Origin of the sequence: Pedobacter sp. UYP1, from assembly GCF_040547305.1 — a bacterium.
Classification (GTDB): Bacteria; Bacteroidota; Bacteroidia; order Sphingobacteriales; family Sphingobacteriaceae; genus Pedobacter.
Genome location: NZ_JBEPPL010000012.1, coordinates 91863 through 118616 on the forward strand (window position 1 = coordinate 91863; position 26754 = coordinate 118616).

Below are 26754 nucleotides of genomic sequence, written 5' to 3' on the forward strand. Positions count from 1 at the left end.
TCTGTTAATTAAGGCCCATTAATTCAGTGATTTGAACTGCTAGTAGGTCAATGATGAATATCATCACAGAGGATAAAACGACCGCTGAATTAGCCGAAATTCCAACTCCTTGTGTACCCTTAGTTGAATTAAAACCTTTGTAACAACCTACAATGCCTACTGCAAAACCAAAGAATAAGGTTTTAATAATGGCTGGCAAGAGATCACTAAAATCCAGGCTTTTAAAAACCTGCAGGAAGAACAGATCAAAACTAGTTACTGATCTTATATTCACGCCCAGATAAGCTCCAAATAATGAAATGGCATCTCCAAGAATAGTTAGTAGTGGCAGCATTAATGTGGTGGCTAAAACACGTGTTGCAACCAGATATTTAAAAGGTTTTATACCACTAACTGTCATCGCGTCTATTTGCTCGGTTACTTTCATCGAACCTAGTTCAGCACCGATGCTACTGCCAATCTTTCCGGCAAAAATTAAAGCCGTAATCACCGGACCAATTTCCCTGACAATTGCAAGACCAACCATAACTGGCAGCTGTGATTCAACCCCATAGTCTACCAGAGAAGGCCTTAATTGCATTGTGAGTACGAGTCCCATGATAAAAGCAGTAAGTCCAACTAAGGGTAATGAACGATAGCCAATGATGTAACATTGGTTAAAGAGCTCCTTATTCTCATATCTGGGTTTTATTCCTACCGAAAAGAACCGTGCTGTGAAGCGTGCTATATTTCCGGTTTCATCCAGAAAGTTTTTAAAGCGAATAACTAATGACATATTGATAAAGGTAAAGGATGTGGAAAGGGCTCGCCATGATAGCAATCCATGACCAAATGATCCTAATCATCATGTTTGTTGACCAAGGTCATAAAAATTAAAAAGCTGGATGTAAATCAATAGCTTCGGTGATGCTGATCATTCTTGAACTGACAGATAATCAGAATATTTGATTATGAAAATTGTAACTGCCGTCTTATGCTGGATGACCATTTTAATTAGTATGACTTTTGCTTATGGCCAGGGTAATTCCATTTCAACGGAATTGTCTATGCACTTGAAGAGCCAGATTAAACAATCCAAACTTTATTATCCTAAGTCTGTGAAACGTTATTACGATCAAAATGGCTTTCAGCCTATGTGGACTAAAAATAAAGAGCAGCTCAAACAGACCTGGGAAGCAATGATGCTATTGGATTGTGTACTCCAGTTTGGATTGTCTTATGCTGATTATCATCCAAGAGAGTTGATGTATGACAACTTACGAACCATAATCAATAATCCCGAAAAAGGAAATATCGCAGAGCAGGTATGTTTTGATGTGCTGTTGACTGATGCCATCATTACCTTAATGAATCATCTTCATTACGGTAAGTTCAATCCTGACTTTTCAGCAAAAAGGATTGATCGGATAACCAAAACCACTGAGTTTAACACCGTAGTTAAACTTACAAAAGCGCGCTGGGATATCAATTTCATAGAAGCCATATTAACCGCACAACCCAAATCAAAAGCTTATGTGCATTTACAAAGTTATATGCGACTAATTAAAGGTCAATATGTGGGTGATTGTTACGAAACACCTGAATCAGAAGCTAGAAAAATGGCAATCAATATGGAACGTTTGCGTTGGGCAGAGGCCTATACAGAGCGTGGCGGACATCAAAGAGTACCCTATCTAACCTGTGAAATAAAAGATGGGCTTCCGGTTTTTTATGAAGATTTCCGTCATCTCGATGAGTCTCTGGAGGCTGCGATGTATCCAATCAACAAGCGTCAGCCATTAAAAAGAAGGGAGCCAGCGCTTTCATATATACACCTTAAAAAAGAATGATGAAAACAATATTAGTAACCACCGATTTTTCTGCACCATCACAGACTGCAGCTCGTTATGCCCTATATCTGGCAAATGCAATGAAAGCACATCTCTTTTTGTGTCATGCGATTCAAGTATCGTCTACAGTAACTGTTGCCTCAAAAACCTCCGATTCTCCTGATAATTATTCTAATACCTACGATGCAGCAGTTGAACAAATTCAATTTCAAGTCCTGAGTTTAACAGAAAAGGAAGAAAAAGATAGTCCAACTACCCTTGTTGACTATATTGTGGCCCCTGGTTCCGTAACTGATGTAGTAAATGATGTGATCAAAAAAAGGGAAATCAGCTTAGTAGTGATGGGGATGTTTGGTGCTGGGGCTATCAATAGATTTCTTCTGGGTAGTAATAGTCAGAATTTGATTGATAATAGGGTAGGGTTTCCGGTTTTGCTGGTCCCTTTTAAAGAGTTTCCGGAAACAGTTAACAAGATTGCTTTCGCAAGTGATTTAAGTGATGGTGACATAGGACTGATCCAGTCACTGGTCAGCTTTGCACTTCCTTTTGATGCTGAAATTCTGATCGTTCATATAAGCGGAGTAAAAGTTCACCAAATTCAAATAGATAATTTTTTAAAGGAAGTGACAGCTAAGATTAACTATCATAAAATCTACTACCGCCATGTTGAGGATAAAGATATCAATCGGGGTCTAAACTGGATTGCCAGAAATGGAATTATTGATGTATTCGCAATGGTTCATCATAAAAAGAACTTTCCAGGTAACTTATTTAGCAGCAGTCACACGCAAAGCCTCTCCAGTAGCATTGATATTCCCCTACTTGTTTTTTTTGAAAATGAGTGCCCGGTATTTTAATGGAAGAGGCAGTGTTTGATCAGTTTTAAGTCCCAAACTACCCAATTGGTAAAAGTTTGGTTTTTGTATTTACAACCTGAGACATTCAATTTCTGGTACAATAACCGCTGGGCATCTGGCTTTACTTACTACCTCGGTGATTTCTGTTCCAAACAGAACATCATCATTGCTGTGTGATTTAAATCCACTCATGACGAGCATGAGAATGTCTTTTTTCTTATCGATAATGCTGCACACATTTTCCACAACACCGCCACCTTCACTCAAATAATCAATTCTGGGTTTGAAATTTTTGGTATCTGCATTTATAACAGTATTTAATCGGTTCATCTCTTTTTCCAGATTTAATTTACTGATTTGGGCCAATAGTTCATAATCTACGATTTGAGAGGATTCAAATTCTGATCCCGAGATATAGTAAGAGTGAAATAACAGCATGTTTGTTTTTAACTGGACCGCTAAAAATAAAGCATAATCTGTTGCGTTTAAAGCACTTTTTGTAAAATCTGTGAGTACAAGTATTGTTTTTGTATGATCAGAATCTTGACTGGTTTTCATAGGACTAATATTAGTTTAAGTTGAAATCAGATCTCATTTTTGCAGGGTGTGACCTATTAATTCATTTTTAGCTGCATGAAAAGTCATCAGTATTTCTTCCATCTCGTGTTTTAAAACCTGATGCTCTTCAATTAAACTCAATTTAATTTCCTTTATTGGACCATAAGTTAATGGCTTTAGTCTTTTTTGCAAATGAATAACCTTGAATTTTAACCGGGAGAGTTGTTGTTCTATTGAATTGAATTTGATAATGTGTTTCTTGTTGACTTCATATTCTATATGTTTCTGATATAATTTTTTGAGAATATCAGATTCATTATGAATGAATTGTAGATCCGATGACCATTGTTTTGTAATCAGGTAAAGTTCCTGTAATTCTGTGTTTAAGGCACGGTCTTCTATTGTCGTAGTCATGATTTTAAGATTATATATACAAAGGTTCTGTTAATAAGTTGTTGTAAACTTGATGGCTATCAGTCTTTTGGATGATATGTGTCATAAATCAAACCTACCCATTCGGTTGCCTATCCTTGTTGATGCCGGTCAGCCGGTTTGATGATGGTTATCATTTCTATTGGGGTTAAATAGTTGAAATTTATAGGAAAGGACAGTAAGTAATCCGTTGACTCCTGACCAAGTCTGTGGTTATTTAATCATCGAAAAAATCCTAATGAAGATGGAAGACAAAAATGTTGAAGATACAGCCGGAACCCAAAGTAACTCCTTGCAGAATAACACTTCGTTAGCTCAACTGCCGAAAACGATGCAGGCTATGGTGATGGAAATAGCAGGGCAGCCATTGGTGTGCAAAACAATGCTATTGCCGGTAGCTAATGAAGAACAGGTGCTAATTAAGATCATTGCCTGCGGGGTTTGCCGCACCGACCTGCATATTATGGATAGTGAACTTGCTAATCCTAAACTTCCACTAATACTGGGACACGAAATTATTGGAACTGTTAAAAAAGTAGGCAGTAAGGTAACCACATTCAAACCCGGTGATCTGGTTGGGGTTCCATGGTTGGGTTATACTTGCGGGCATTGTAAATATTGCCTTAAGGATCAAGAGAATCTATGTGAAAATGCACTTTTTACGGGTTATACCATAGATGGCGGTTATGCCGAATATACAGTGGCATTCCAGAAATATTGCTTTCATCTTGGGCCTCAATATGGTCATCCTGCAGCTGCACCATTACTTTGCGCTGGTTTAATCGGTTATCGCTCTTATCAAATGATTGGACCAGAGGCTAAACATATAGGGTTTTACGGTTTTGGTGTAGCTGCACATATATTGGTGCAGATTGCAAAGCATGAGGGTAAAGAAATTTATGCCTTTACACGGGATGGTGATCTGGAAGCACAATCATTTGCAACCAGGACGGGGGCAGTATGGGCAGGTAATTCGACTGATCCACCGCCTGTATTATTAGAAGGAGCTATTATTTTTGCTCCGGTTGGTCAGCTTGTTCCTAAAGCATTAAAGGATATTGATAAAGGCTGCACTGTTATCTGCGGTGGGATACACATGAGTGATATTCCATCTTTTGCCTATCAACTGCTTTGGGAATAAAGGACAATCCGCTCTGTTGCTAATCTAACCCGGAAGGATGGGGATGATTTCTTTGAGCTTGCAGACAAAATTAAAATAAAAATAGAAACCCGCCTGTTTCCATTGCAACAGGCCAATGAGGCATTGGCTGCTGTGCGCAATGGCGATATTAACGGAGCTGCGGTTCTAGTGATGTAAATTTTGCTTGAAATAAATATGAGGCTCAAGTAGATATTTTATTATCCCTTAACCAATACCTCCTTGTTTCGGTCGTATTTTAAGGTGCTTTCCAAGTTTCTATACAGGAGCATCCCAATGGGTATAGGTACCCAAAATGTGAAAAAGCGATAAAGCAGCGTAATGATGACTGCTGCATGTCGGTGATTTTACCCGATTGACCTCGAAAAGGCTGATAAGAAAATTTGAAGAAAAAAGTATGGAGCTGGTTATCCACCTCAAGATCAGAACCATAATTGCCTGATTAATAAGTTGTTATGCTATGATAAACATTCAGTAACAATTGATTAAAGGGCTGATTTTCAATTCCGGCAAAGCTTCCAGAAAAGACTTACACATCACCTCACTAATTTTACCACAAGTTTTGAGTATGGCTTCATTAGCGTAAGATAACGTCATTTGCTCACTTATACATAAAAAGACAGGATCGGGAGAGGCATCAATAATGGCTTTATATGTAAAAGATTCGGCCTGGAAATTCTTCATTTCATCAATCATTTAATATTTCGTTAACATTATATTGGCAAAAAAGCAGAAAGTGACTTGTGATGGTCTACGCAATAACTAATTTACGTTAGTTTTGATTTGAGGGTTTGTATTTCCACGTTAATCGGACTGGTTATAGTTTACCAATAAGCGTTCGTAGCGAAAACATCCGGATTCAAATCAATTAGTATATCGTTGATTTTCATGTTTTTTTTTAAATTATTTCTGTTTTTTTTACAATATCCTTGATTACCACGTCCAATTCCTCAGCTGAACTGACCAGATACTGCAAGTACTCTTTTTTTATTTCTTCTCTTTCATCACTATCGGTGAGAAGTTTTGACAACCCTATAATGCGAGCCAATGGAGCTCTTACATGGTGTGATTGTGTGAAAGCAATTTCGCGTAGCTGTTGGTTCTGCTTTTCTATCGCTTCTATATAGTGTACGCTATCAGTAATATCCTGCATAGAGCCAATCATTTTTAAAGGAGCCCCGGTTTTATCAAACATTAGGAATGACCGGTCAAGAACATACTTATAATCTCCATTAGCGGAGCGAAAACGATATTCAACTTTTAACCTCGATTTTTTACATTTAATTAGCGATTGAATTTTAACAACAATCCTCCTTACATCTTCAGGATGGACCCGGTTGTGCCACCAATCACGGTTATATGAGTTTTGATTATATCCAAAGATTCCTTTTATTCCACGGTTCCAAATCATACTGCCAGTTCGTATGTCCCAATCCCAGATGGCTTCATTTGTAGCTTTTGAGAGTATATTAAAACGTTCAATGCTTTCTTCTGTTTTGATTTCACTTTCTATTCGTTGCGTGACATCTCTTGAGTTTGCTACAATGCCTGCAACAGTTGGATCGTCCATCATATTGGTAACTATAGTTTCTATCCAATGATAGTTTTTATTCTCTATTTTAAATCTATAAGGAGGGATTTTAATTTGTTTTTGCTCTTTCAAGAGATTAAAATGCTGACGAACATTTTCTTGGTCATCTATATGAATAAAATCAAACGCATTTTTTCCTATATAATAATCAGCATCTGTACCCAAGATGGATTTTGAAGTAGGGCTTACATATTGATAATTCCCTGCTAGATCAAGAATCGCTATTAAATCTGAGCCGTCCTGCACCAGAGCTTTAAACCTTCGTTCGCTTGCTGCTAGTGCCCGTTCGGAGGTTATTTTTTCTGTGTAGTCGATTGCCAAGACTAACCTGGCATTTTTTCCGTCGAAAAGTATAGAATTTCCCTCCACACACACATCCATAACTGTTCCGTTCTTTTTAAGGTGACGGACCATACTTTGGTGAAAAATTCCTGGTTTAATGTCATGATCCACGACGGCCTCCAAGCTGCTGACATCTTCAGTAGGTCTGATGTCTCTGATGGTCATTTGGAGGAACTCTTCCTTTGTATAAAGATAATGTTTAACCGCTGCATTATTCACATCTAAAAAACGCAGATTTTCAAGATCATATACCCACTGTGGGATGGGACTGAAATTGAATAGATCACGGTATTTTTCCTTTTCAAGTTTAAGCTGTTGTTCTGATTTTTTTCGTTCTGTAATGTCTTTGAAGTAAACCGACAGCCCTTCTTCAGAAGGGAATGCGGATACTTCAATCCAAATGTTAAAAGATGGGAAATATTCATCAAAACGGACCGAAACACGATCAGCAACTGCTCGGTGATATTCCGAATAGAATTTAAGAGGAATCGTATTTTGATAAACCTCCCATAAGTTTTTTCCAATAATATCTTTGCGTGGCATCTTTAATAGGTGTTCCACCTCTTTATTCCAGTAGGTAACTGTCCAATCTTTATTTAAAGCAAAAAAACAATCTGTAATGCTTTCAAGTATACTCGATATTCTATTGTTAGAAACTTCTAACTGCTTTTTATTTTCTAAGTGCGTAGTTATGTCTTTTGCGATTACATGAACACCAATGACCTCATTATTTATGACAATCGGAAGATTAGTAATATTGAAATTTCCAGGTGTCCCCTTTGTGCTGATGATGTGGGTATCGAAGTTTTGTATTTCCCCCATGATGGCTTTTTGGAAATAACATAAAGTTATTTCTAAATCATCCGGAACAATAAAAGGCGCGAATGTCAAATTGAAAAGTTCTTCTTTTGTACATCCTGCTAAATCGATCAGTGCTTTATTTGCGCTAAGAAAATTCCCTTCCAGATCCAATGTAAAAACAGGATCTGGATAGTCATTAAATAGGAGGTGCTGAAAGCTGTTTTCAATCAGGAGTTTACTGTTTAAATCGTTCCGCATTTTTGTCGGGATATAAAAGTAAAATATATAAGGTTGTAGAATTTTGTTTATTTAAATTCTATTTGAATATACACAAAAAATTAAAGTTTATACATCAGAAAGAATGGTTTTTATCCTTTTTTTGCATAAAATTATGTTTATTTCTAAACCTTTTATGTCAATAATTGAATAACGAAAATATTTATGTAATGTTCAACTGGAAAGCGGTATTTTTTTTGTAAATTACTGATATTCTGTAAAATAAAAAGCCATGAACCTAAGATTTTTTTCAATAGCTGTTCTTGGCTTTTTTGCCTTGACAGGAATTTGCTCTGACCTATTGGCGCAATTGGTGCAGCCGGGTACTCAAGCAAACGGCAGTGAAACCAACAACATCATTATCGCTGTACCTTTTTTACTGATTACCCCAGATGCCAGGGCAGGGGCAATGGGTGAAGCAGGAGTTGCTGTGCTTCCTGACGGAAATACAATGAGCATAAATCCTTCAAAAGTAGCTTTCTTAGATCAACCTTATGGATTTTCTGTTTCATATAGTCCATGGCTAAGGCACGTAGTTTCGGGTATTAACCTGGCTTATCTTAGCGGATATTATAAGGTGGGCGATAAAAATACGATTGGGGCTTCTCTAAGATACTTCTCAGTTAGCCAGGTTCAGCTTTTTGATCTCAATAAGCAGGACCTGGGTACTTACAGTCCGAATGAATTTGCTGTTGACGGAACTTTTGCCAGGAAGTTTGGCGATAACTTCTCCTTAGGTACTGCGGTAAGGTACATCCGGTCAAACTTGTATTCTAATCTATTTGCCTCTGGACAGAATACCAAACCGGCTCATGCAATAGCTGCTGATGTATCTGCTTATTTTAAGAAATCTACAGTTTTTCTAGGTAAAGATGCTATCCTGGCCCTTGGCATATACATATCCAATATAGGAACTAAAATGAGCTATGAAGATACAGGGCCTAAATATTTCCTTCCCACAAACTTAAAGATTGGCGGCGCTTCTACATTTATACTGAACGATCTAAACCAGTTTACTATTGCATTAGACCTTAATAAATTATTAGTACCCACCCAGCCGATCTACGGTACAAATGGTGAGATTTTAAAGGGACGAGATCCGGATAAATCTGTTCCGGCAGGTATTTTTGGATCCTTCAATGATGCACCAGGAGGTTTTAAAGAAGAAGTTCAAGAAGTTAGTATTGCAACTGGATTGGAATATATGTACGATAAAAAGTTTGCGCTCAGGTCCGGATATTTCTATGAAAGCCCGAAAAAAGGTAACCGTCGTTATTTTACAGTAGGTACAGGCTTTAAATATCAGGAATTTAATATAGATCTGGCTTATCTGATTGCAGGTGTCCCGAATAGTCCGCTTGCCAATACACTCCGGTTTTCACTGCTCTTTAATTTTTTATAGGTGGAACACTATTTTCCGGTTTTGGCTTAATCACAAATGTCAGGCCTTCAACAAGGGCGCCTTCCATATTCCGGATAATAGAGAACGGTAATGCAAGAGGAGAAGAGACCAATTCTAATTTATTCAATTGGGCGGCATCTATACTGGCTGAATAATTGCCAGGCATTAACCCCATATAGGTGAAATAACCATCCGCTTCAGAAACGGTATGTGCAACTAGTTTAGCTTTATCGTTATACAAATTAATAAGGATACGTCCTATGCCTTTTTCTTCTTCCTTATTTTTAAAAATTACCTGTCCGGATACCTGGCCTAATACCAGTACTGGTACTTCTATTCTTTTTACAGAATTGGGATCAATAATAACGCTGTAATTTTTCCTATGCAGATGCCAGGCCACAATATCAAAACTGGTAGAATCCAGTTCAATTACATAGTTGGTATAGGCTTCCAAATCCGTAATGCGGATAGTAGAATCTTTTACACTTTGTTCAACGCGTCCACCATTTACATGGATCCTTAAACCTAAAACTTTGGGCTCGTCCGCATCGCGCCGGCCATTACCATTCATATCCAGATATGGAGCCAGGATAACTGCACCCCGGCCAACACTGGTATGGTTGTTAAATGATGTATAGTTAGATTTGCTGTCGTGTATTAAACTCCCGTTGGCAGACTGAAGATAGGTTAAGACCTCATTACTTTTTCGTAAAGTAGCACGCGTTTGGGCAAAAGAAAAGTCGTACCTGATGCCTAGTTCCATGTTGCGGATGTTGCTACTGAAATTTTGCTCATAAGACACATTCAAATACCCGTTTCTAAATACCCTTTTTTCCAATTCGGTTTTGATGCCAATAATCTTACCCGCCCCATATTCATATTGTAACTGCTGGGTGACCAAAATACTCTTTAACGCCCTCATAGAAATTGAAAAAAGACTATATACATAGGGATTATTTTGATCCATAAACAAGGCATATGTATTTATGCTGGTACTGTAACTGCCAAATGAAGAAGAAACGAGCCATTCAACATTGGTGTATTTGGTATTTGGTAAGATAAACTGCTCTAACAATATCCTGGTATAGGCGGAAATCTTGCTACCCCTGATGGGAAAAGAAACCGTGACTTTTCGGTCTTCCAAAAAAGTATTATTAATGGCAGTTTGCTCTTTTTTATACCAAGTGTAGTTCAGTTCAATCTGGAGTCCGGAGGATAAATTGTAGCTTAAAAGTGCTTTTGAACGAACATTATGATCGTATTCTGCAGAAAAAAGCAAATTGGGCAATACGCGTACAGAAGTATTTATAAAAGGAATGGTGGTACCGGAACCTATCGAAGAGAGGTATTCTGTTCCACCACCAATACTGATGTTTTTGTTTAAACCGTAATTACCACTGAAACGGGAAAACCGGCTATGTAAACTATCTTCTACAATACCGGCCGAGGCTGTATATTCAAATTCGCCCTTTGGCAAAAAATTAAATGGAATGGCTATATTTTGTTCACTGACACGCTCTTCACCATATGGTCCATAAAAGCGGAGCTTAACCAAAGAATTTCCATAAGTAAGCGGTACATTGAAGGTATAGAATCCCGCAGCATCTGCTTTAACATAGTTGATGAGTACACCGTTCACATAAAGCTCCACTGTCCAGTTGGGTTCGGTATGGTTACTTAAGGTGTAAGTTCCAAAGGACCGTCTATAGGCTGTTGGGGTGTTCGTGACTTGTATGCCAACTACTGGCGCATAAATGGACGCAATAGATTGTCCCTGTATTTTTCCCGCCGAAATCTGTTTCACAACGGTATTGTCATTGTTTACCAATCGCCATAAATAATATTGCTGGCGCCAGGAGAGCGGTTCCAAATTGTGATAATTAAATATAATGTTCGTTTCTCCTCCTGCAATTACTCCTCCAAGTCCGAGGTTTAGACGCACATCTGACGGGCCTCTTTGGTTGCCTGTCGAGGTAACAACAGCATAATCGGCTGTACCAAAATGAAAGAGAGGGTAAGTACGGTTAACAATGGTATCGGCTTTAGCTGTTCCGCGAAGCTGATTTGCATTGGTCCGCATTTGTGCCTGACGCATTTCAATCATGATGGGTAGCTCAATTTCTGTACTCAGTACCACAGAAAGACTGCGAAAATTGAAACTGCACTCCAGACCGAAGACCTTACCGAAATAATCAGATCGTAAATAGAGGTTAGTTGTTGTGCGGACCAGATCACCTGGTTGCAGTTGATAAACCTTGTCCAGATACAGGATACGGGTTTTGTCTATGATAAACTTTGCCTGTGGATTGATCATCGAACCACTTATGGAGTCCATTTTTGCAGAAAGAGTATTTTTGACATGTAAAAAATCAAAGATATCGGCAACCGGTAAATAGATGGTTTGATCACTGATCAAGGCCGGTATTTCTGTCCCCCCAATGCGTTGTACATTTAAAAAAACAGAAACTTCATCGTATTTGGTAGTGGATTGGGCCCTACCGCTATTACAGAAGAAAAAAAAAGCCAGGATAATAAAAAGACCCGAAATTCTAAGAGGGCGATGTGGCTTTTCCATGTTGAATATCGGGTTAAGGCTGTATGAATGTCACACTAAAGGTTCCGCTATAATTACCTGGAGGACTGGCAAGCGGGCTAGTCAGGGTTAATGTGCCACCTATCCTAATTTGTGTACGGGCAGGTGATACTGCGGTGGTAGTGAATGGACTGCCCAAATCAGAACCTCCAATATGCAGGCTCACGGTACCTCCGGTACTGCCTGTCAGGGTAACATCTGGTCCGTTACTAATGGTAACCACAGTACCGGGTTCTGCGTCTACTTCAAAGATGGCCGGTGAAAAAGAAACACCCTGACTGGTCTGGATCACACTGCCGGTTGTTGATCTTGATCCGTTCGGGTAGATAATTACGGTGCCACCCGAACTGCCCTGGTAAAAAGCACCGAAACTTAACCCTTGTGCAGGGTTAACATATATAGTGATCGGCCGAGGCGGGTTTTCAGGCCCCAAGGCGGAAATTTTACGCTGGGCAAAACCCTGATAGCTTATAAAAAGGAAAGGTAACATCAAAAGTCCTTTGATCCATCTCACATTTAGCTTATGATTGATATCTGCTTTCATCTTCCTGTCATTAATATTTTTTGTGAATGGATACCTGTTGCCGTTCTGAAACTGACAATGTAAAGGACATTAGCAGCCATGCCATCAAGTTCATAATCGCCATTCCCGCCAATCGCTCTGCTGGAAATGACCTGGCCGATTATATTGCTGATCGTTAAAGTTCCTTTTTGCTCGTTAACCAGCTTAATTTTTACAAATAAAATTCCACCTGAGCCATATATCTTATAGATATCATCTTTGTTATCTGTTTGACCTGTTGGGTTTAGTGGAACACAACGCAATGAAAAACGGTTTTCGTTAGGACCTTTCTTTAAACTAGCTGTGTAGATCGGGTTTTGCTGCAAGTCCTGGCTTATTCCTTTTTCCGAATCGACTAAGTATAAATGCAGATTAGAAGGCCATTGCTCCAGATCCCTTAAATTAAACGTCACTGTGCCATCTTTATCGGTTTGTATGCCTAAAGATATAATGGTAAGTGTGTTTACTTCTGGTAAGGCATTGATGACCAGTTTCTTTGAGTCTGCTGTTAAAGAGTATAAGCTGGGCAGAAGTTCATTGATATTCATGAGTTTTATGGCATCAAATTCTTTATCAAAAACTTGGGTTGCTCTATTGTTAAAATAGACAACTATTGGGTCAGAAGATGAAGTGTTGTCAGAAAAATTCGCGCTTAATCTTAACAAAACTGGCTTGTCGGGCGCCGAAAAGAAGGTGGATTTATGGAAAATCGGCGATAAATTGTTCACCCGTGCATTGTTGTTAATTGCTAGCGTACCGGTTACAGGATACGCCCCATCACTTACATGGATAAAAAATCCCTGCATGGAAGCGATAGTATTTACTGCAATGCCATCACTGGAAACCCCATTGATATAAGTACTGTAAGCACCTGTGTACTGGCTTGTGGTACTGGAATCAAAGTAATAAATGGCATTGTCGATATTTGTTCTGGTCCACCCGCTGGAAGCATCCCAATTAATAGGCGATGGATAGGGGTTGCCCACCAGGTTAAAACCTTGAGTATAGGTTTGATTGTGGTTGTACAAAGTAGATGAAACCACTCCATTACTCACTACTCCGGTTATACTCACTGTTTTTTGCGCCATAGAAGACCCAAAATCTGCAGCATAGCCCTGCATAGGGTATAATAGATTTGTGGTTGTAGTATATGTTGTAAAGCCGGTGGTGGGTTTGTTTTCAATATAATTGTAGAAATTAGGGAAAGTAGCATTAAGATCTACCGTACTGGCGAAATTGCTAACCGTAGCACCCTGGAAAGGAGAACTAAAATATTTATATCCATAACCTGCGGTAAGATAGCGCTGCATAGTCACATTGCCCAGGATGTTTCCAGCCCCACTGCCATCAATCAGCGCAGTTTGTGTTGCAGTGGAAAGAAGTGTGAGATAGCCCCCGGCATTAAGCGTGCCGCCAGTGGCCAGAAGGATATCGGTCAGGTTTAAAGTGCCGGCTAAGGTTACCCCGGCGTTATTATTAATGGTAAGGTTCTTGATTAGATTTGCCGCGAAGGCCGATGCGGGAATAGTCTGTGCTGCTGTACCATTCATGAGGATGGTTCCACTACTTACCGTAAATGTTCCGCTATTGCTGATACCTCCGCCAATGGCCAGGATTTTGTTGTTGATATTAAAGGATCCTGCCGTAACAGACACGTTATTGCTGACCGTTAAATTTGTGGATTGTAGCAGCGCAGCTACATTAGAGCTGTTGATGGTCAGATTGTAAACAGGATTAGTAGAATTAACCTGCATGGTTTGTGCAGCAGCAGTGGAGGCATTTCCCAGCTGTAGGGTGCCCCCGGTAAAACCGGTACCTGAAGCAGAAAGATTGTTGTATCCCAGATTCTGTCCTGCACTTCCGCCGGCATTCTGGATCACAATTGTTCCGCCCGACATATTGAGCGCGCCGCCCACGGCATCCATATTGAATGGGGCAATACCCGGCGTTGTGCTGCCCTGGGTATTTACGGTCATTGTTCCTCCTTGTATAGTCAATGCCCATAGTGAGCCGGGATTACTGATAGCTGAGGCCAGGTTCAGGCTTCCTGAAGTAACCATCAAATTCGCACTACTTTGAGGAATAACCAAGTTGTCTGCTGTATTGCCCATGTTCAGTGTGCCACCGGTAACTTTTGCCAGGCCTGCCACTGTCCAATTCATATTAGGAGAGTTTACAGTTCCCGCATTTACCCATAAACCTGCTGTAGCAGGAATTAAAAAATTGCCAGTAGGGATATCTGCTGTAAATGGCATAATGCTCAGAGCCGGGTTATTAAGGTTAAAAGATCCATTCAGGAGTGTCAGAAATCCGTTAGGTGCGGAGAAATTAGTTGCGGTAACATCCAGATGGTTGGTGTTAGCTGTCCCCATATTGGTCGTAATGTTGTTGAAACTCGTTGTGGAACCAGATCCGGCGATGCTTTGTACCCCATTTTGATTAAAGATGGTATTACATAAATTACTTGCACCTGTCCTCAGGTTCAGTGTTCCATTGTTTGTGATATTACCACCTACGGTAAGCTGGTGTGTAGCATTGGAAATACTGGCTACATTAAAAGAAGCCCCGTTAGCTATGGTAATATTATTGTTGACTATAATTTTTTGCCCTGTTGTATTTGTACCAATACTCATTGTCCCGGCGGTAACGCTAAGATTATTGCCTATTGTTAGACTAAGTAATGTCACTATTCCACCAGAACTTGAAGCATCCAGGTTATAATAAGGAATTGAAGTAACAGTTTGATTGGCTGATCCATTATAACTGATGGTAGAAGAATTTGTGATGGCATCCGTTGTTGCGCTCCCGGCAGTAATTAAGGTTCCTGCAATTCCAGATGTGCCAGCGCCGAAGGTTTTTACTCCTGCGTTATCCAGAATGAGGTTATTATAATTAAAGGCGGGAACAATTTGTGTTCCACTGCCATTGAAGTCAATGGTACTGCCCAAAATGGTATAGGCATTTGTCCCCGGGGTAAATGAACCGGAAATACCTATAGTACCACTATTGGCAAGTGTCCGGTTGCCAGTTGAACTGCTCATCAAGTTATTGTAATTATAAACAGGGATGGTTTGGGTGCCGCTGCCAGTAAATCCAACGGTGCCTCCAGAAAGGTCTACTATTCCGGATACAGTTGGAAATGCTGCTGCTGTATTCAAGGTGGCTGAAGTGAGGGTGAGGTTTCCAGATACGTTAAGCGTGTTTCCGGCAAGTACTGTTAGTGTAAGTCCTGCATTGTTCAATAATAAATTCTTTGTTACTGCTGCTACATTAATATTGATAGTGAAGGCCCCTGTCAGTTCTACATTATCAGTTGCAGCAGGTACTCCGACTACATTCCAGTTCGCTGCATCTCCCCAATTGTTTGTGCCCGCACCTCCAGTCCAGGTTTTAGTGTAAATATTCATATCTCCGATTTGAAAATCACCGAATACGGTAACCCCCGTTGCTGTGGAACTGGTAGAAGTGAGGGTGCCAACTGGGGGATAAATCCAGGATCCTGCGCTATAATTTCCTATAATAAAAGCGCTTGTTATAGCCCCTGCATCAACATCAGCACCTAAGAAATTGAAGGTTACACCATAATTAGTCAATACGATCCCACTATTTGTTAATGTCCAAAACCGGTTTACACTTTTAGTGGCATTGATGGTGGAACTGCTGATATTGGGATGATCGCCTATGGTGGTTGATGCGATAAGATCTCCGGTAGTGGTAACGCTTACAAAAGTAAGGGAAAGCGGGGTGTAATTTGCTACATCACCAATCTCGAAAGTCTTTGCAGTTGCCCCGGTAGCTACATTTTTCTGTAACTTGCCATTTACCCAGCCTGTAATTTGGGCTGCACCTGTAATACTGCCTGTAGAAGATTGGGTAAGTATATTGCCGCCTGTCTGGATTTTTCCGGCAATAAAATTCAATACTCCATTCACGCCCACGTTTGAAGATAAAGTAACCACACCATCGGTATTATTAACCGTTAGATTATTAAAAGGGGAAATGCTATTCATATCTTGTGAGGTGGTACCATTTAGGATAAAGGTAGAAGTGTTTCCATTCAGGGTGCCACCATTTGATATATTGCCCGCCACAGAATGGGTATAACTACCTGCATTTAGAATGGACCCGCTATTTATAGAGAAATTATTGGTGATGGTCCATGCCGAGGAAGGTGTAATCCCTGCTGCATTGGTATTAGAAATTACCAGATTACGAAAGGAGGCCGGACTACCTGCCAGGGTCATTGCACCCACGCCTCCAAAAACAACAGTACCCGTACTGGAAAAAGTAGTTCCGAGATTTACCGTAGCTGTTGAAGTAGGACTGAAATTTAAAGTACCTGAGCTGGTCATGGTTCCATTATTGGTTACTGCACCCAATATATTATGGGTAGAGATTCCACCATTAAATGAAGCGCCGCTTCCTACCGTTAGCGCATACAATACGGTCCATCCTACACTCGGATTTATACCAGCAGTATTGTTGATATTCAAAAAACCAAATTGAGGAACGGAGGTAGAATTAAGAACCGGTGAAACCGTACCATTGAAATTGACAGTAATGGCAACCGTTGTTACCGCATTGATTAAACTGATGGTTTGCAATATATTCCCGGTAAAGGTAGAAGTTCCAAGAGTATATAGCGTACCGCTGTTTGTTAAATCGCCATTTACAGTAGTGGTAATAGTTGAACCGCCACTTAAAGACCCCGTGCTGGTGATATTTAGCAGTCCGTTAAAAGTAACATTATTCAAAATGGTATAACTGCCTGTAATAGTCATCTTATTAAATATGGTATTTCCTGTTATATTTTTAGAAGCACCGGTACAGATCACGGTACTTGTGGATGGTGTATAAGTACCATTGTTGGTCCAGTTTCCACCCAGTGTTATGGTATTGGAACTACCATCCAGCGTAGCTCCGCTTTCGATGGTCAGATCTCCGTTTGCGAGCAGGGGAGTGGCTAATGTTTTAAGTCCTGCATTTCTTAATATAACATTACCGAAAGTGGTAGGAGGAAATAGTAAGGTTTGCGCAGAAGTCCCATCAAGAATAACCGTACTGGAATTAGATACTACATAGTTGGCATAGTTAGCAGGGGGATTACTTGCACTAACAATGAGGGTAGATGAATTGCCCAATGTAGCAGTTCCTCCAGTTACATTCCTGTTGCAGTTAAATGATCCGATATTCAGTGTGCCGGAGATACCGTTCAGATCACCAGTTAACACGATATTTCCAGATAGTATAGCGATGGAACCTATAGGTTTGTTGAAAGTAAGGTTGTTGAATGTAGTAGCCGAAATCGTTTGCGTCCCAGAACCATTAAAAAGAACACTTGCTGCTACATCGATATAAGTACCATTATTGGCCCAGTTCCCGCCAACCTGAAGTGCAGTGGTGTTTTTTAAGGTTGCACCGGCAGAAATGGTGATATTTCCCATAACAGTTGTGGTGGAAATATTATCCAGTTCTCCAGCAGTTACCAATAGGTTACCACCAATACTAAGTGTGTTATTGATCGTCGCTATAGCAGCCGTTTTGTTGATCGTTAAGTTATTATAACTAACAGCGCCAATTACCTGGTTGGTGACACCACTGTAAGTAACCGTACCGGTACCCGGCGTAAATGTTCCGTTAACGTAATTATGGTTCAGGGCAATAGTTAGGTTTCCTGCGCCGCTAAAAACAACGTTTGCATTGCCAGATTGCGTTATTGAGCCTCCAACGGTTACAGTTCCTGTACCAATGTTTAGATTGATGGCATGGCCGCTCGTTCCATCGCTCAGGGTTAGGTTACCATTAACAGTAATGGATTGATTATTTGCATTGATAGTATGGGTTACATTGCTGCTCCAGGTTCCATAGATATCTCCTGAAGTTAGCGAACCACCACTGGCCGTGGTAAGAGTCACGGCCTGTGCGCTTCCAAAATTTATATTCTTAACATTTACCGTACTGCTGATGGTTGGCTGATTGGTAAAGGCCATAGTTCCTAAATTTACAATATCTGTAGCAGCCGGAGGTCTTGATGCAGAACCCTGGACTGTTGTCCAGTTAGCGGCTGTATTCCAGTCTGTACTTACGCTGCCGTTCCATTGTACTACGTTTGAATTGTCTGAAAGGGTCCAGCGGTTGGTAATGCTGGTTAATCCACTTTGTTCTACATAATTAGCGGTTGCATCATTTGCTGTTTTACCAATAGCAGCCCAGGCAGACCCATTGTAATTCCATAGTCCCATAGTTGCCTCGTTGCTGCCGTTTAACTCGGCATCTTGATAATGCAGGCGAAGGGTTGCACTGGCATATGTGCCAGAAGGAATGGCAATGGTGTAGAACCTGCTAATCGAACCTCCAAAAGGGAAATCACTCACAGGACCAACCACAACAGATACAGTTACACTGTTTATACCTGAAGGCCCTGAAAAAGTGACCAGATTGTTTGGACTTTCAAAAGCATAGGACACTCCGGTACTAAAAGCATGGTTTCGTTGAATGTTGCCTAAAATAATTCCATTGCCAGTCCTGGTGGTGGCAATGGTCAATGTATTTGTGCCTGTAAGCAGGGTACCCAGCGTCATATTTACAGTTGCTGCAGATACATTACTTTGCAAAACTACCGCTGTTATTGCAGTTGAATTATTGACGGTAAGCATATTGAAAGTTGTAACACCTGTAATATTAGAAGTTAGATTTCCAAGAAATTGTATCGTGCTGGTTCCTGCTGTAAAAGTGCCCGAATTATTCCAATTGCCATAAATGGAATGTGTAAAACTACCAGGTATAAATGTAGTCCCGGTTCCGATAGTCAGATTGTTATTTATAGTTAAGCCCGCTAGTGCAGTTTTACTATTTCCATTAGAAAGGGTAAGGTTATTATAGGTGATGGCATTGATGTTTTGCGCACCGCTGCCATTAAAATTAACGGTATTGGGAGCCGATGTAGTGACGTCTAAGAGGCCAGCAGTTATGGTCAATACCCCGGCTATACCCAGATTGGAGTTGGCAGATAACTTCAAAGAGGTTCCATTAATAGTGGTATTGAAAAGGTTAGCGATTCCACTCAAACTAGATGTACCAGTAAAAGTTGCAGTTCCTGTCGTTGCAGACAGACTTCCGTTAACTGCGAGGCTGGAGGAAATAGAAAAATTGGCATTCGTAGTCACAGAACCAGGAACAGAGAGGATGCTGAAGCTTATGGTTCCTGCTCCGGATATTGTTTTTGATGTCCCAGTCATGGTAAAAGTAGCTGCGCTTGAAGTAAAGCTATTAGTTACAGATAGATTACCTGTAATGACTAAAGTTGAAGAAGTGCTTACCGTTCCACCAATGCTGAGGTTGTCCGGTGAAATTCCAGTGCCGCTGATGGTGGTACCAGTACCGGACATGGATACTGTTCCACCAGATAACTGAGTGAATGAACCAGAGCCGGTTGTAGCCAGGTTTCCTGTTAAACTAATGCTGTTGGCAGAAAAGCTGATCAATGAAGCAGCTATGGTTAGGTTATTGAAATTTTGAGTCCCTGGTCCGCTTACTGTGCTGCCAGAACCCGTAAAAGTGACAGTGCCGGTGTTGCCATTGAATGTTCCACTGTTGACCCAGTTGCTGCCTGTACTATGTGCAAAACTACCTCCATTAAATGTAGTAGAAGCGCCTATGGATACATTTCCGTTGACGGTTATATTTGCAGCGGCAGTATACGACACTGAAGTGCCTGCAGCTAAATTGCTGCTCAGGTTACCCACTACGGTTAATGCTGTTGCAGGTAAAGTTTTTACAGCGGCACCACTTGAACTGCTTAGGGTAAGGTTTCCATATAATTGGTTCAGCACCGTTTGGTTGGTGCCCGAATATTCTACCGTACTTGCTACGACCAATGTATTGGTCGTATAATTGGTTGGGTAAGTATTGGTTCCGCCTATTTTCAGCGTTGCGTTATTGGCTACTGTAAGTGTTCCACCTGCAGTGGCGCGGTTGGCAGTAAAGGTGCTGAGGTCAAATATCCCGCTGGATACGGAGAGGTTCCCACCGACAATGGCATTTGTATTTAAAGTAACGGTGTTGGCAGTGCCTGCGACCGTGAAATTATTAAATGAGGTAGCAAAAGAGCCGCCAATGGCTTGAGCTGTTGAGCCATTGAAAGTTACTGTAGCTGTTCCTGCTGTAAAAGCAGTTGTTGAAACATTATTTGTCCAGTTACCAGCTATGACAATATTGAAGTTATTCGCAACGAGTGTGCCAGCAGAAAGAGTTAGGGTCCCAGTAAGTGTCATAGCTGCGGGTAAAAGAAGACCCGCACTGTTGTTCAGTGTTAAATTAAAAAAAGAAGGTACTCCTGAAAAAGTTTGTTGACCACTGGTGCCGTTAAAATTGACAGTACCCGTGTTTGTAAAAGTTCCGTTATTGGTAAGGGTTCCAGCAATGTTTAAAGTTCCTGCGCTGCCGAGTGTTAATGAACTGCCGGTATTCAGGGTAAGGTTCCTGCAATTTACACTGGTGGTTATAGTAGGCATCCTTGTGGCTGTTGAAGTAATCGTAACATCTGTAGCAGAAGTGGGGAGCACACCATTACACCAGTTAGCAGCATTGCCCCAATCTGTACTTACATTACCTGTCCATTGACCTGCAGCAGTAGTTGAGGTGACATTTACATAAGCAATAGCAGGGGTGATGCAACCCGCAGCGGTTACTTGTACAGTATAAATACCAGCAGCAGCAGCCGAGTAGCTGACAACTGGATTTTGCAGAGCAGAAGTAAAACCATTAGGCCCCGTCCAGGAATAAGCAGCGCCAGCTATTGTTGTTGCCGTAAGATTAAGTGAGCCTCCGGCACATACAGGTGAGTTGCTTCCAGCCCCATCAGGGGAATTATACAAAATGGTAACTTCCGCAGCGGTTAACTCTCTATTATAGATGATTACATCATCCAATGCTCCGGGGAAATAATAACTTGCCGGCTCGTTTGGCCAGGTAGATAAATCACTGTATCCTATTCGCCAATAACCGTTATAACTCTCGCCGCTGGTAACCGTTGCATCACTGATGACCAAATTACCGTCAACATATAGTTTTAGACCACTTGCCCCAACGGTGCCCGTAGCCAGATGCCAGTTTCCATCATTATAAGCAGTTGTTGTACTGATGTACTTTTTTGTTGAACCAGGTGCAACACCAAAGTACAGAACGCCTGTACTAGTCATATAAATAAACCTGTCACGGCTGCCGCCACCACCAGTTAGTACGCTTGAAAAACCGAGTAGCGCACCTCCAATGGTAGTTGTAGTTTTAAACCATGCGGAAACACTCACTGAAGGCGGATTTACATACGCAATGGCTGCCGAAATGTAATTACTCGTTCCATTAAATAGATAAGTGCCATTTGTAATGTTAAAACGATCAGTGGTTTGTGCAGGAGTACCTCCCTGAAACGTACCGTTATTATTGCCTGTAACATCATTTGCATTCCCTGCAAAAATATAGTTAGCAACTAAGTTGTTTTGAGGGATTTGGGAAATTACAGGCCCATTACAGAGTGTTGCCTGGCTGGCGCTGAGAGCCGTGCTCAACCCACCTTCAGTAACAGCATATACTTTCCAATAATATGTGGTACCTATCGTTAATCCAGATTGCACGGAAGAAGTAGCGCCTGCTGCTGTTTGATTTACAAAAGAATAGTTGATTGCATCAGGTGAACGGTAAATAGCAAATCCAACTTCATTAGCAGATAAATCTGTCCAATTTAATGTCATTGCTGTGTTACTTATGCTTGTAAAGGACAAGCTGCCAGGGGCAATTGGTACCGGAGGCGTGAACCCATATTTTTTACCTGACACAGGCTTAGTAGTCACGCTGGCTTCAACTGTAGAACTTATGCCAGTTCCAGCATTGTTTACGGATAAAAACGTTCCAGATCCAATTGCTGTAGCCGTAATGCCAATAGATGCAGATGAAGAATAGACTGCAATGGCTTCTGGCCTATATACATATTCAATTTTCCCTGTGCTTTCATAAAGATTTGTCTGAAAAGAAATTACGGCCCCTGTAGCCTGATAGCTCCACTTTGTGCTCAGGAATTGAAGCGTAAATACCCGGTTGCCCACGGTACCTGTAGTTTGATAGGTTACATTTGTAGTGGCAACAACGTCAAGGTCATCCCATAAAGTGGCTATCACGGGGCGAGGTGCACCTCCGGAAGTTAAATTATTAGCATATAGATTGTCTGTTAGAATTGTGCCAAAGGAGAACCAGCCATTTGTACTGGTGGATATAGTATTATAACGGACACCCATATACCAAAAATCGAACCCGATAGGAATCAGTCCGGAAATGCCATCATCGGTATTCCCTGTCCATCCAGTTGTATTGACAGGGCTGGTTATAGGCGTAAAAGTACCAGTTGCCGTTGTAAAGTTATAATTTGTCAGGGTTTGCGCACTTACCTGGGTACTTATGAAAATAAGCAGAAAACCTGTCAGGATACTTCGATAAAGTGTAACAGATTTGGCTTTTCTTTTCATGGTTTTTAACGCTTATACTGTCATTTCTTAACCCATAGATGATCATCTGCTGTTAAAGTAAGATCAATTCTGTTTCTGCTATTTTGATAAACTTCTCCTCTGGAGAAGTTGTATATATGATTTGTAATTTACCTTTGTGGTAATCTGCATTGGTGTTTTTATCCAGGGCAAGAGTGAAATACCGATTGGTATTAGGTGTGTAAATAGCAAAACCCCTTGCCAAACCAACCTGGGTTATTTTACCTTGAGCTGAAATATAATTTACTGTGATATCTCCATACACAGACATATTGCCCGTTCGCGTAAAGGTTAATTTTAACTGATTGGCTCCCTGTGAGGTGTTTTCTATAAACGTGGCAGAAAATGCAACTTTGCTGGTTGAAGTACCCCGGCGGATGATTACAGGAATTGCAATGCCGAATGTCGGAATTAACCGTACAGAGATGGCATTTCCAGATTTTTCATTTACCTTGTCTATAAGGGGTTTTTCATTTGGTACACCCCTGAAGTATAAGTGGGACCGGTATTCACCAGGCTGCAAATCACTGGTGTTGATCAGCTGAACTTTTATCGTTTGTGCCTCATTGGGTGCAAGTACCACGCTTCTGGGAAAGAAACGTAAATTTTTATCTGCAAAATTCTGAGCGGTGTCAGGTTTAGTGATTTCCTGAAAATTGCCATCTTCCAGCATCCGGTACTGAATAACAGAAATCAGATACTTAGCAGTATCTGTACCTGTATTCGCTAAATTGAGATCTTGTGTCCTTTTTGTGCCATCAAAAACCACTCTTCGGGGTATAATAATTAGATTTCCCTGTGCGTTTGCTTCCTGTGCGCAGATCAGGAATCCTGAAGAGGCTAAAATAAAAATGAGCTGCCATTTTATTTCAAGTGGTCCAATTCGCATGCTTTTCATAGTAAATAGGGTGATATTATAAATTCTATAGCAGTAACCAGGTTAGTATATAACTAACCTGATTATAGCATTATTGGTGTGTTAATTGTAATTTACAGTGACAGAAAATGGGGTAGCAGACGTATACGTTCCTGCAACCTGTGCGGCTATTAAATTTAAGGTGGCACCTATGGTGAGCGTTTGTGCACCTGTAGTCAGGGTTCCTGTAGTTGCAGGTGTGCTGGTAAAAGTATTAACGGTCATCACGTTCGCACCGCTTGCTATCACTACAGAGGTAGGAAGTGTAATGGCATAGGTATAAGAACCAGATCCTGCAACAGCAAAAGAAGCAGCGGTTACCGTACCTGCCGTTGCCGGTAATGTTACGCCACCTGTTGAAGTGCGCGTGCCGGCTGGAGTGAGGATAACTGTACCAACAGTTCCATTTGTTGCAACATTACCAAAATTCATATCCGTGTTTTTCGTGATACTGATCGGGGTAACAATGGTTGCTGAAGCATTTGCAGTAGCAGTAGCTTGTGCGAATGTTGCAGTAGTAAAAGCTACAATAGAAAGGGCAATGCCCATGGAGATGATTAATTTTTTCATGATGAGGGTGATTTAATCGTATGTGTATACGGTAAAAAATGATTGTATGCTTATTGTTTGCCAATAAAGACAAGTACATAAAAAGAGCAGGAACTGAAGAGGGCATTCAAAAATGAAATACCTTTAAAGAAGGATAGGAGAAAATAGATGTAGCAACCTCATAAAGGGTTGTCTTGCTGTTTCAATCTTTTGATAAGATACTTAAAAAGGTATTTATCTAAAAGAGAATATTGTACTGTAAAGAACGATAAAACCAACTTGATTTACAGGTTTTAATATTGATTTATGCTTTTTTAGAGTTTAATAATGTAAATGTACATAATATTTTTCTTATTATATTTTTTTTTAGATTTATTTTTTTATCCATGGTGATAAGTTAGAAGCTGTATTTTTATAATTAAATAATTAAAGTTTCTTCTAGTGATATTGAAATCGCATTATGTATATCTTAATTCTGAAGGAAACGTCTTAAAAGAAAAACAAAACTTACTAAAGGCTTAATATTGACGACGAAATTTATTATCATAATAGCTTTTTAAGCCTGATCTTAATATTAACTATTAATTGGTTTATGTTAATTTATAATTTACAATACCTTGTCAAGAGGTAACATTAATACACCTTTTCGGCTTTATGTTATATATATAGTTTACATTGCTTGTCGACTGTTATAATATTTTCATAATAAAGACTTCATTCTCAGATGAAAATTACAACTATTCTTCCGCGCAAATATGGCTAATGCTAATACCGACATCCGTTTACATACACTCATTTATAAGTACGATTTACATACAATACTTCTTTCCAAAATAATAGATGGAGTCGAATTAGTTAATTTTAGTCTTTTAGGAAAAAACGCTAAGAAGATTCCATGGTTGATAGGTAGTCAAGTTCAATTAAGATTTGAAATTGCAAACTTATTAGGGATAAATGAGGTTCAAAATACTGATGTACTTTTCCGATTTGGCAAAGGCATCCAGTTTAATATCAGATATCCCAGCTTAGACTCTTTCAACTTTGAATGGAAAAAAATCAGCTCCATTTTGAGGACTGAAATTCTTGAATTAGACAATGAAGATCTATTCAATTACTCGGAAGACGACCCCGGATTGAAAGGTACCTTTTTTGATCTTTTATCAGGTGTTGTTGAAAGAGAGGCAAATATTATATCAGTATTAACTATATTGTTGGTATAAATTACATATAAGGATTAAATAATGTCGATACAATTTATATCTATGGTGTAACATAAGCAGTATTTACTTTTTCTGCGTTTTCATATAAGTATTTATAGTTAAAAACGTTTAATAATTAAATTAAACAATGACTTCTTTGATTTGTTCTTAGTAATATGGATAACATTACTGCGGCTTTAATTCATTCCTCCAGGATAGGCGATCTGCCTTTATTAAAAGAAATAATAGGTTTAAAAACCAATCTTGATGTTAAAGACGATAAAGGTTATACGCCTTTGATTATTGATTGCTACAATCATCAGTTAGCAGCGGCCAGCTTACTTTTGCAATCTGGAGCCGATGTAAACGGCACCGAACTGGGGGAAATACTGCGCTGAGGGGAGTATGTTTTAAGGGATATGCAGATATTGCCGGGCTCCTTATCTCCTATAATGCTAATCTGAATCTTTTACACGGAAATGGAGGAACTGCATTAATGTTTGCTGCTATGTTTGGACGTAATGAGCTCATTAAATTGTTGTTAAAGCATGGTGCTAATATAAATCTTAAAGACTACCGTGGAATGAGTGCTCTGGATCTGGCGGCACAGCAAGGAAATGAAGAAGGTGTTTTACTTTTACAACAACATAAAATCAACCCATCTTTATAGTTTTCCTCAAAAGTTAGGATAGAAAAATTGCGGTACACTTGGATTCTTAAAAACTCAACATCTACACCAATAAGGAAATTATGATAAAAAAACAATCGGACGCGGAAAACGTAAGTAACTTAAAACAAAAAGATCTTAATCCTGATACCATTTCGGATCAGGGCGAGTTTATGACCACAAATCAGGGTATTAAGATTAATGACTATAATAATTCTTTAAAGGCAGGTGAACGTGGGCCATCCTTACTGGAAGACTTTATATTAAGGGAAAAAATCACCCATTTTGACCATGAAAGAATTCCTGAACCTTTTAAATGACTGCTCATTTAAAGCCTATAATTTATAGAAAACCAATAATCATTCTCCATAAAATAATTTAATATTACTATCCGTAAAAAGAAGAAAGTTGCAATAGATAAGGTCTTACTCAAGGCGAAAGCCACTAAAAAGGAACATTAGTATTATTGTAAAATATCTTTTCGAG

18 protein-coding genes are annotated in these 26754 nt (G+C 39.9%); 8 read left to right on the forward strand and 10 right to left on the reverse strand.

Features of this window, described 5'->3' with window-relative positions; all coding sequences use genetic code 11:
- Positions 1-4: 4 nt before the first annotated feature.
- Positions 5-775: an MlaE family ABC transporter permease gene (locus ABIB30_RS20240; RefSeq protein ID WP_354304856.1), complete on the reverse strand. Its 771-nt coding sequence runs from the start codon at positions 773-775 to the stop codon at positions 5-7.
- 175 nt (positions 776-950) lie between these two features.
- Here ABIB30_RS20240 and ABIB30_RS20245 point away from each other — a divergent pair, with 175 nt between their 5' ends.
- Both ABIB30_RS20245 and ABIB30_RS20250 read left to right on the forward strand, forming a co-directional pair.
- Complete coding sequence (locus ABIB30_RS20245; protein WP_354304857.1) at positions 951-1829, forward strand: L,D-transpeptidase scaffold domain-containing protein; 879 nt, start codon at positions 951-953, stop codon at positions 1827-1829.
- Positions 1826-2686, forward strand: a complete 861-nt coding sequence (locus tag ABIB30_RS20250) for a universal stress protein (RefSeq protein ID WP_354304859.1) — start codon at positions 1826-1828, stop codon at positions 2684-2686. Before ABIB30_RS20245 ends, ABIB30_RS20250 begins: the two co-directional genes overlap by 4 nt.
- A 69-nt stretch (positions 2687-2755) precedes the next feature.
- On the opposite strand, the gene ABIB30_RS20255 is transcribed toward ABIB30_RS20250, so the two are convergent.
- Positions 2756-3244 carry a universal stress protein gene (locus ABIB30_RS20255; protein WP_111636046.1) on the reverse strand — a complete coding sequence of 163 codons (489 nt, stop codon included), beginning with the start codon at positions 3242-3244 and terminating at the stop codon, positions 2756-2758.
- Positions 3245-3277: 33 nt separating this feature from the next.
- The gene (locus ABIB30_RS20260; protein WP_354304861.1) at positions 3278-3658 is read right to left on the reverse strand and encodes a hypothetical protein; all 381 of its coding nucleotides are present in this window, start codon (positions 3656-3658) and stop codon (positions 3278-3280) included.
- A 262-nt stretch (positions 3659-3920) separates the two neighbouring features.
- Between ABIB30_RS20260 and ABIB30_RS20265 the strand changes: the two genes are divergently transcribed.
- A complete protein-coding gene (locus tag ABIB30_RS20265) occupies positions 3921-4817 on the forward strand; it encodes an alcohol dehydrogenase catalytic domain-containing protein (protein WP_354304862.1) in 897 nt (298 codons plus the stop codon).
- Between the two features lie 489 nt (positions 4818-5306).
- Here ABIB30_RS20265 and ABIB30_RS20270 read toward each other — a convergent pair whose 3' ends face one another.
- Positions 5307-5519 (reverse strand): PAS domain-containing protein, encoded by a 213-nt coding sequence (locus tag ABIB30_RS20270; protein ID WP_354304863.1) that lies wholly within the window; start codon positions 5517-5519, stop codon positions 5307-5309.
- Positions 5520-5733: 214 nt separating this feature from the next.
- Positions 5734-7827 (reverse strand): PAS domain-containing protein, encoded by a 2094-nt coding sequence (locus ABIB30_RS20275; RefSeq protein ID WP_354304864.1) that lies wholly within the window; start codon positions 7825-7827, stop codon positions 5734-5736.
- 250 nt (positions 7828-8077) lie between these two features.
- On the opposite strand from ABIB30_RS20275, the gene porV reads away from it, so the two are divergent.
- Complete coding sequence (porV, locus tag ABIB30_RS20280) at positions 8078-9247, forward strand: type IX secretion system outer membrane channel protein PorV (RefSeq protein ID WP_354304865.1); 1170 nt, start codon at positions 8078-8080, stop codon at positions 9245-9247.
- On the opposite strand, the gene ABIB30_RS20285 is transcribed toward porV, so the two are convergent.
- From ABIB30_RS20285 to ABIB30_RS20305, 5 genes are all read right to left on the reverse strand, one after another.
- Positions 9234-11822 (reverse strand): hypothetical protein, encoded by a 2589-nt coding sequence (locus ABIB30_RS20285; RefSeq protein WP_354304866.1) that lies wholly within the window; start codon positions 11820-11822, stop codon positions 9234-9236. The genes porV and ABIB30_RS20285 overlap by 14 nt on opposite strands.
- Positions 11823-11835: 13 nt before the next feature.
- Positions 11836-12384: a DUF4402 domain-containing protein gene (locus ABIB30_RS20290; protein WP_354304867.1), complete on the reverse strand. Its 549-nt coding sequence runs from the start codon at positions 12382-12384 to the stop codon at positions 11836-11838.
- Positions 12381-22919 (reverse strand): NIDO-like domain-containing protein, encoded by a 10539-nt coding sequence (locus ABIB30_RS20295; RefSeq protein WP_354304868.1) that lies wholly within the window; start codon positions 22917-22919, stop codon positions 12381-12383. The genes ABIB30_RS20290 and ABIB30_RS20295 overlap by 4 nt, the downstream gene beginning before the upstream one ends.
- A gap of 52 nt (positions 22920-22971) precedes the next feature.
- Positions 22972-23835, reverse strand: a complete 864-nt coding sequence (locus ABIB30_RS20300) for a fimbrial biogenesis chaperone (protein ID WP_354304869.1) — start codon at positions 23833-23835, stop codon at positions 22972-22974.
- Between the two features lie 81 nt (positions 23836-23916).
- Positions 23917-24423, reverse strand: coding sequence for a DUF4402 domain-containing protein (locus tag ABIB30_RS20305; RefSeq protein WP_111633354.1), 507 nt, complete (start codon positions 24421-24423; stop codon positions 23917-23919).
- A 734-nt stretch (positions 24424-25157) separates the two neighbouring features.
- Here ABIB30_RS20305 and ABIB30_RS20310 point away from each other — a divergent pair.
- From ABIB30_RS20310 to ABIB30_RS20325, 4 genes are all read left to right on the forward strand, one after another.
- A complete protein-coding gene (locus ABIB30_RS20310) occupies positions 25158-25622 on the forward strand; it encodes a DinB family protein (RefSeq protein ID WP_354304870.1) in 465 nt (154 codons plus the stop codon).
- Positions 25623-25777: 155 nt separating this feature from the next.
- Positions 25778-25999 (forward strand): ankyrin repeat domain-containing protein, encoded by a 222-nt coding sequence (locus tag ABIB30_RS20315; protein WP_354304871.1) that lies wholly within the window; start codon positions 25778-25780, stop codon positions 25997-25999.
- A complete protein-coding gene (locus tag ABIB30_RS20320) occupies positions 25909-26271 on the forward strand; it encodes an ankyrin repeat domain-containing protein (RefSeq protein ID WP_354304872.1) in 363 nt (120 codons plus the stop codon). Before ABIB30_RS20315 ends, ABIB30_RS20320 begins: the two co-directional genes overlap by 91 nt.
- An 80-nt stretch (positions 26272-26351) precedes the next feature.
- Entirely contained in the window at positions 26352-26588 is a 237-nt protein-coding gene (locus tag ABIB30_RS20325) for a catalase (protein WP_502931095.1), read from the forward strand.
- The last annotated feature ends 166 nt before the right edge of the window (positions 26589-26754 follow it).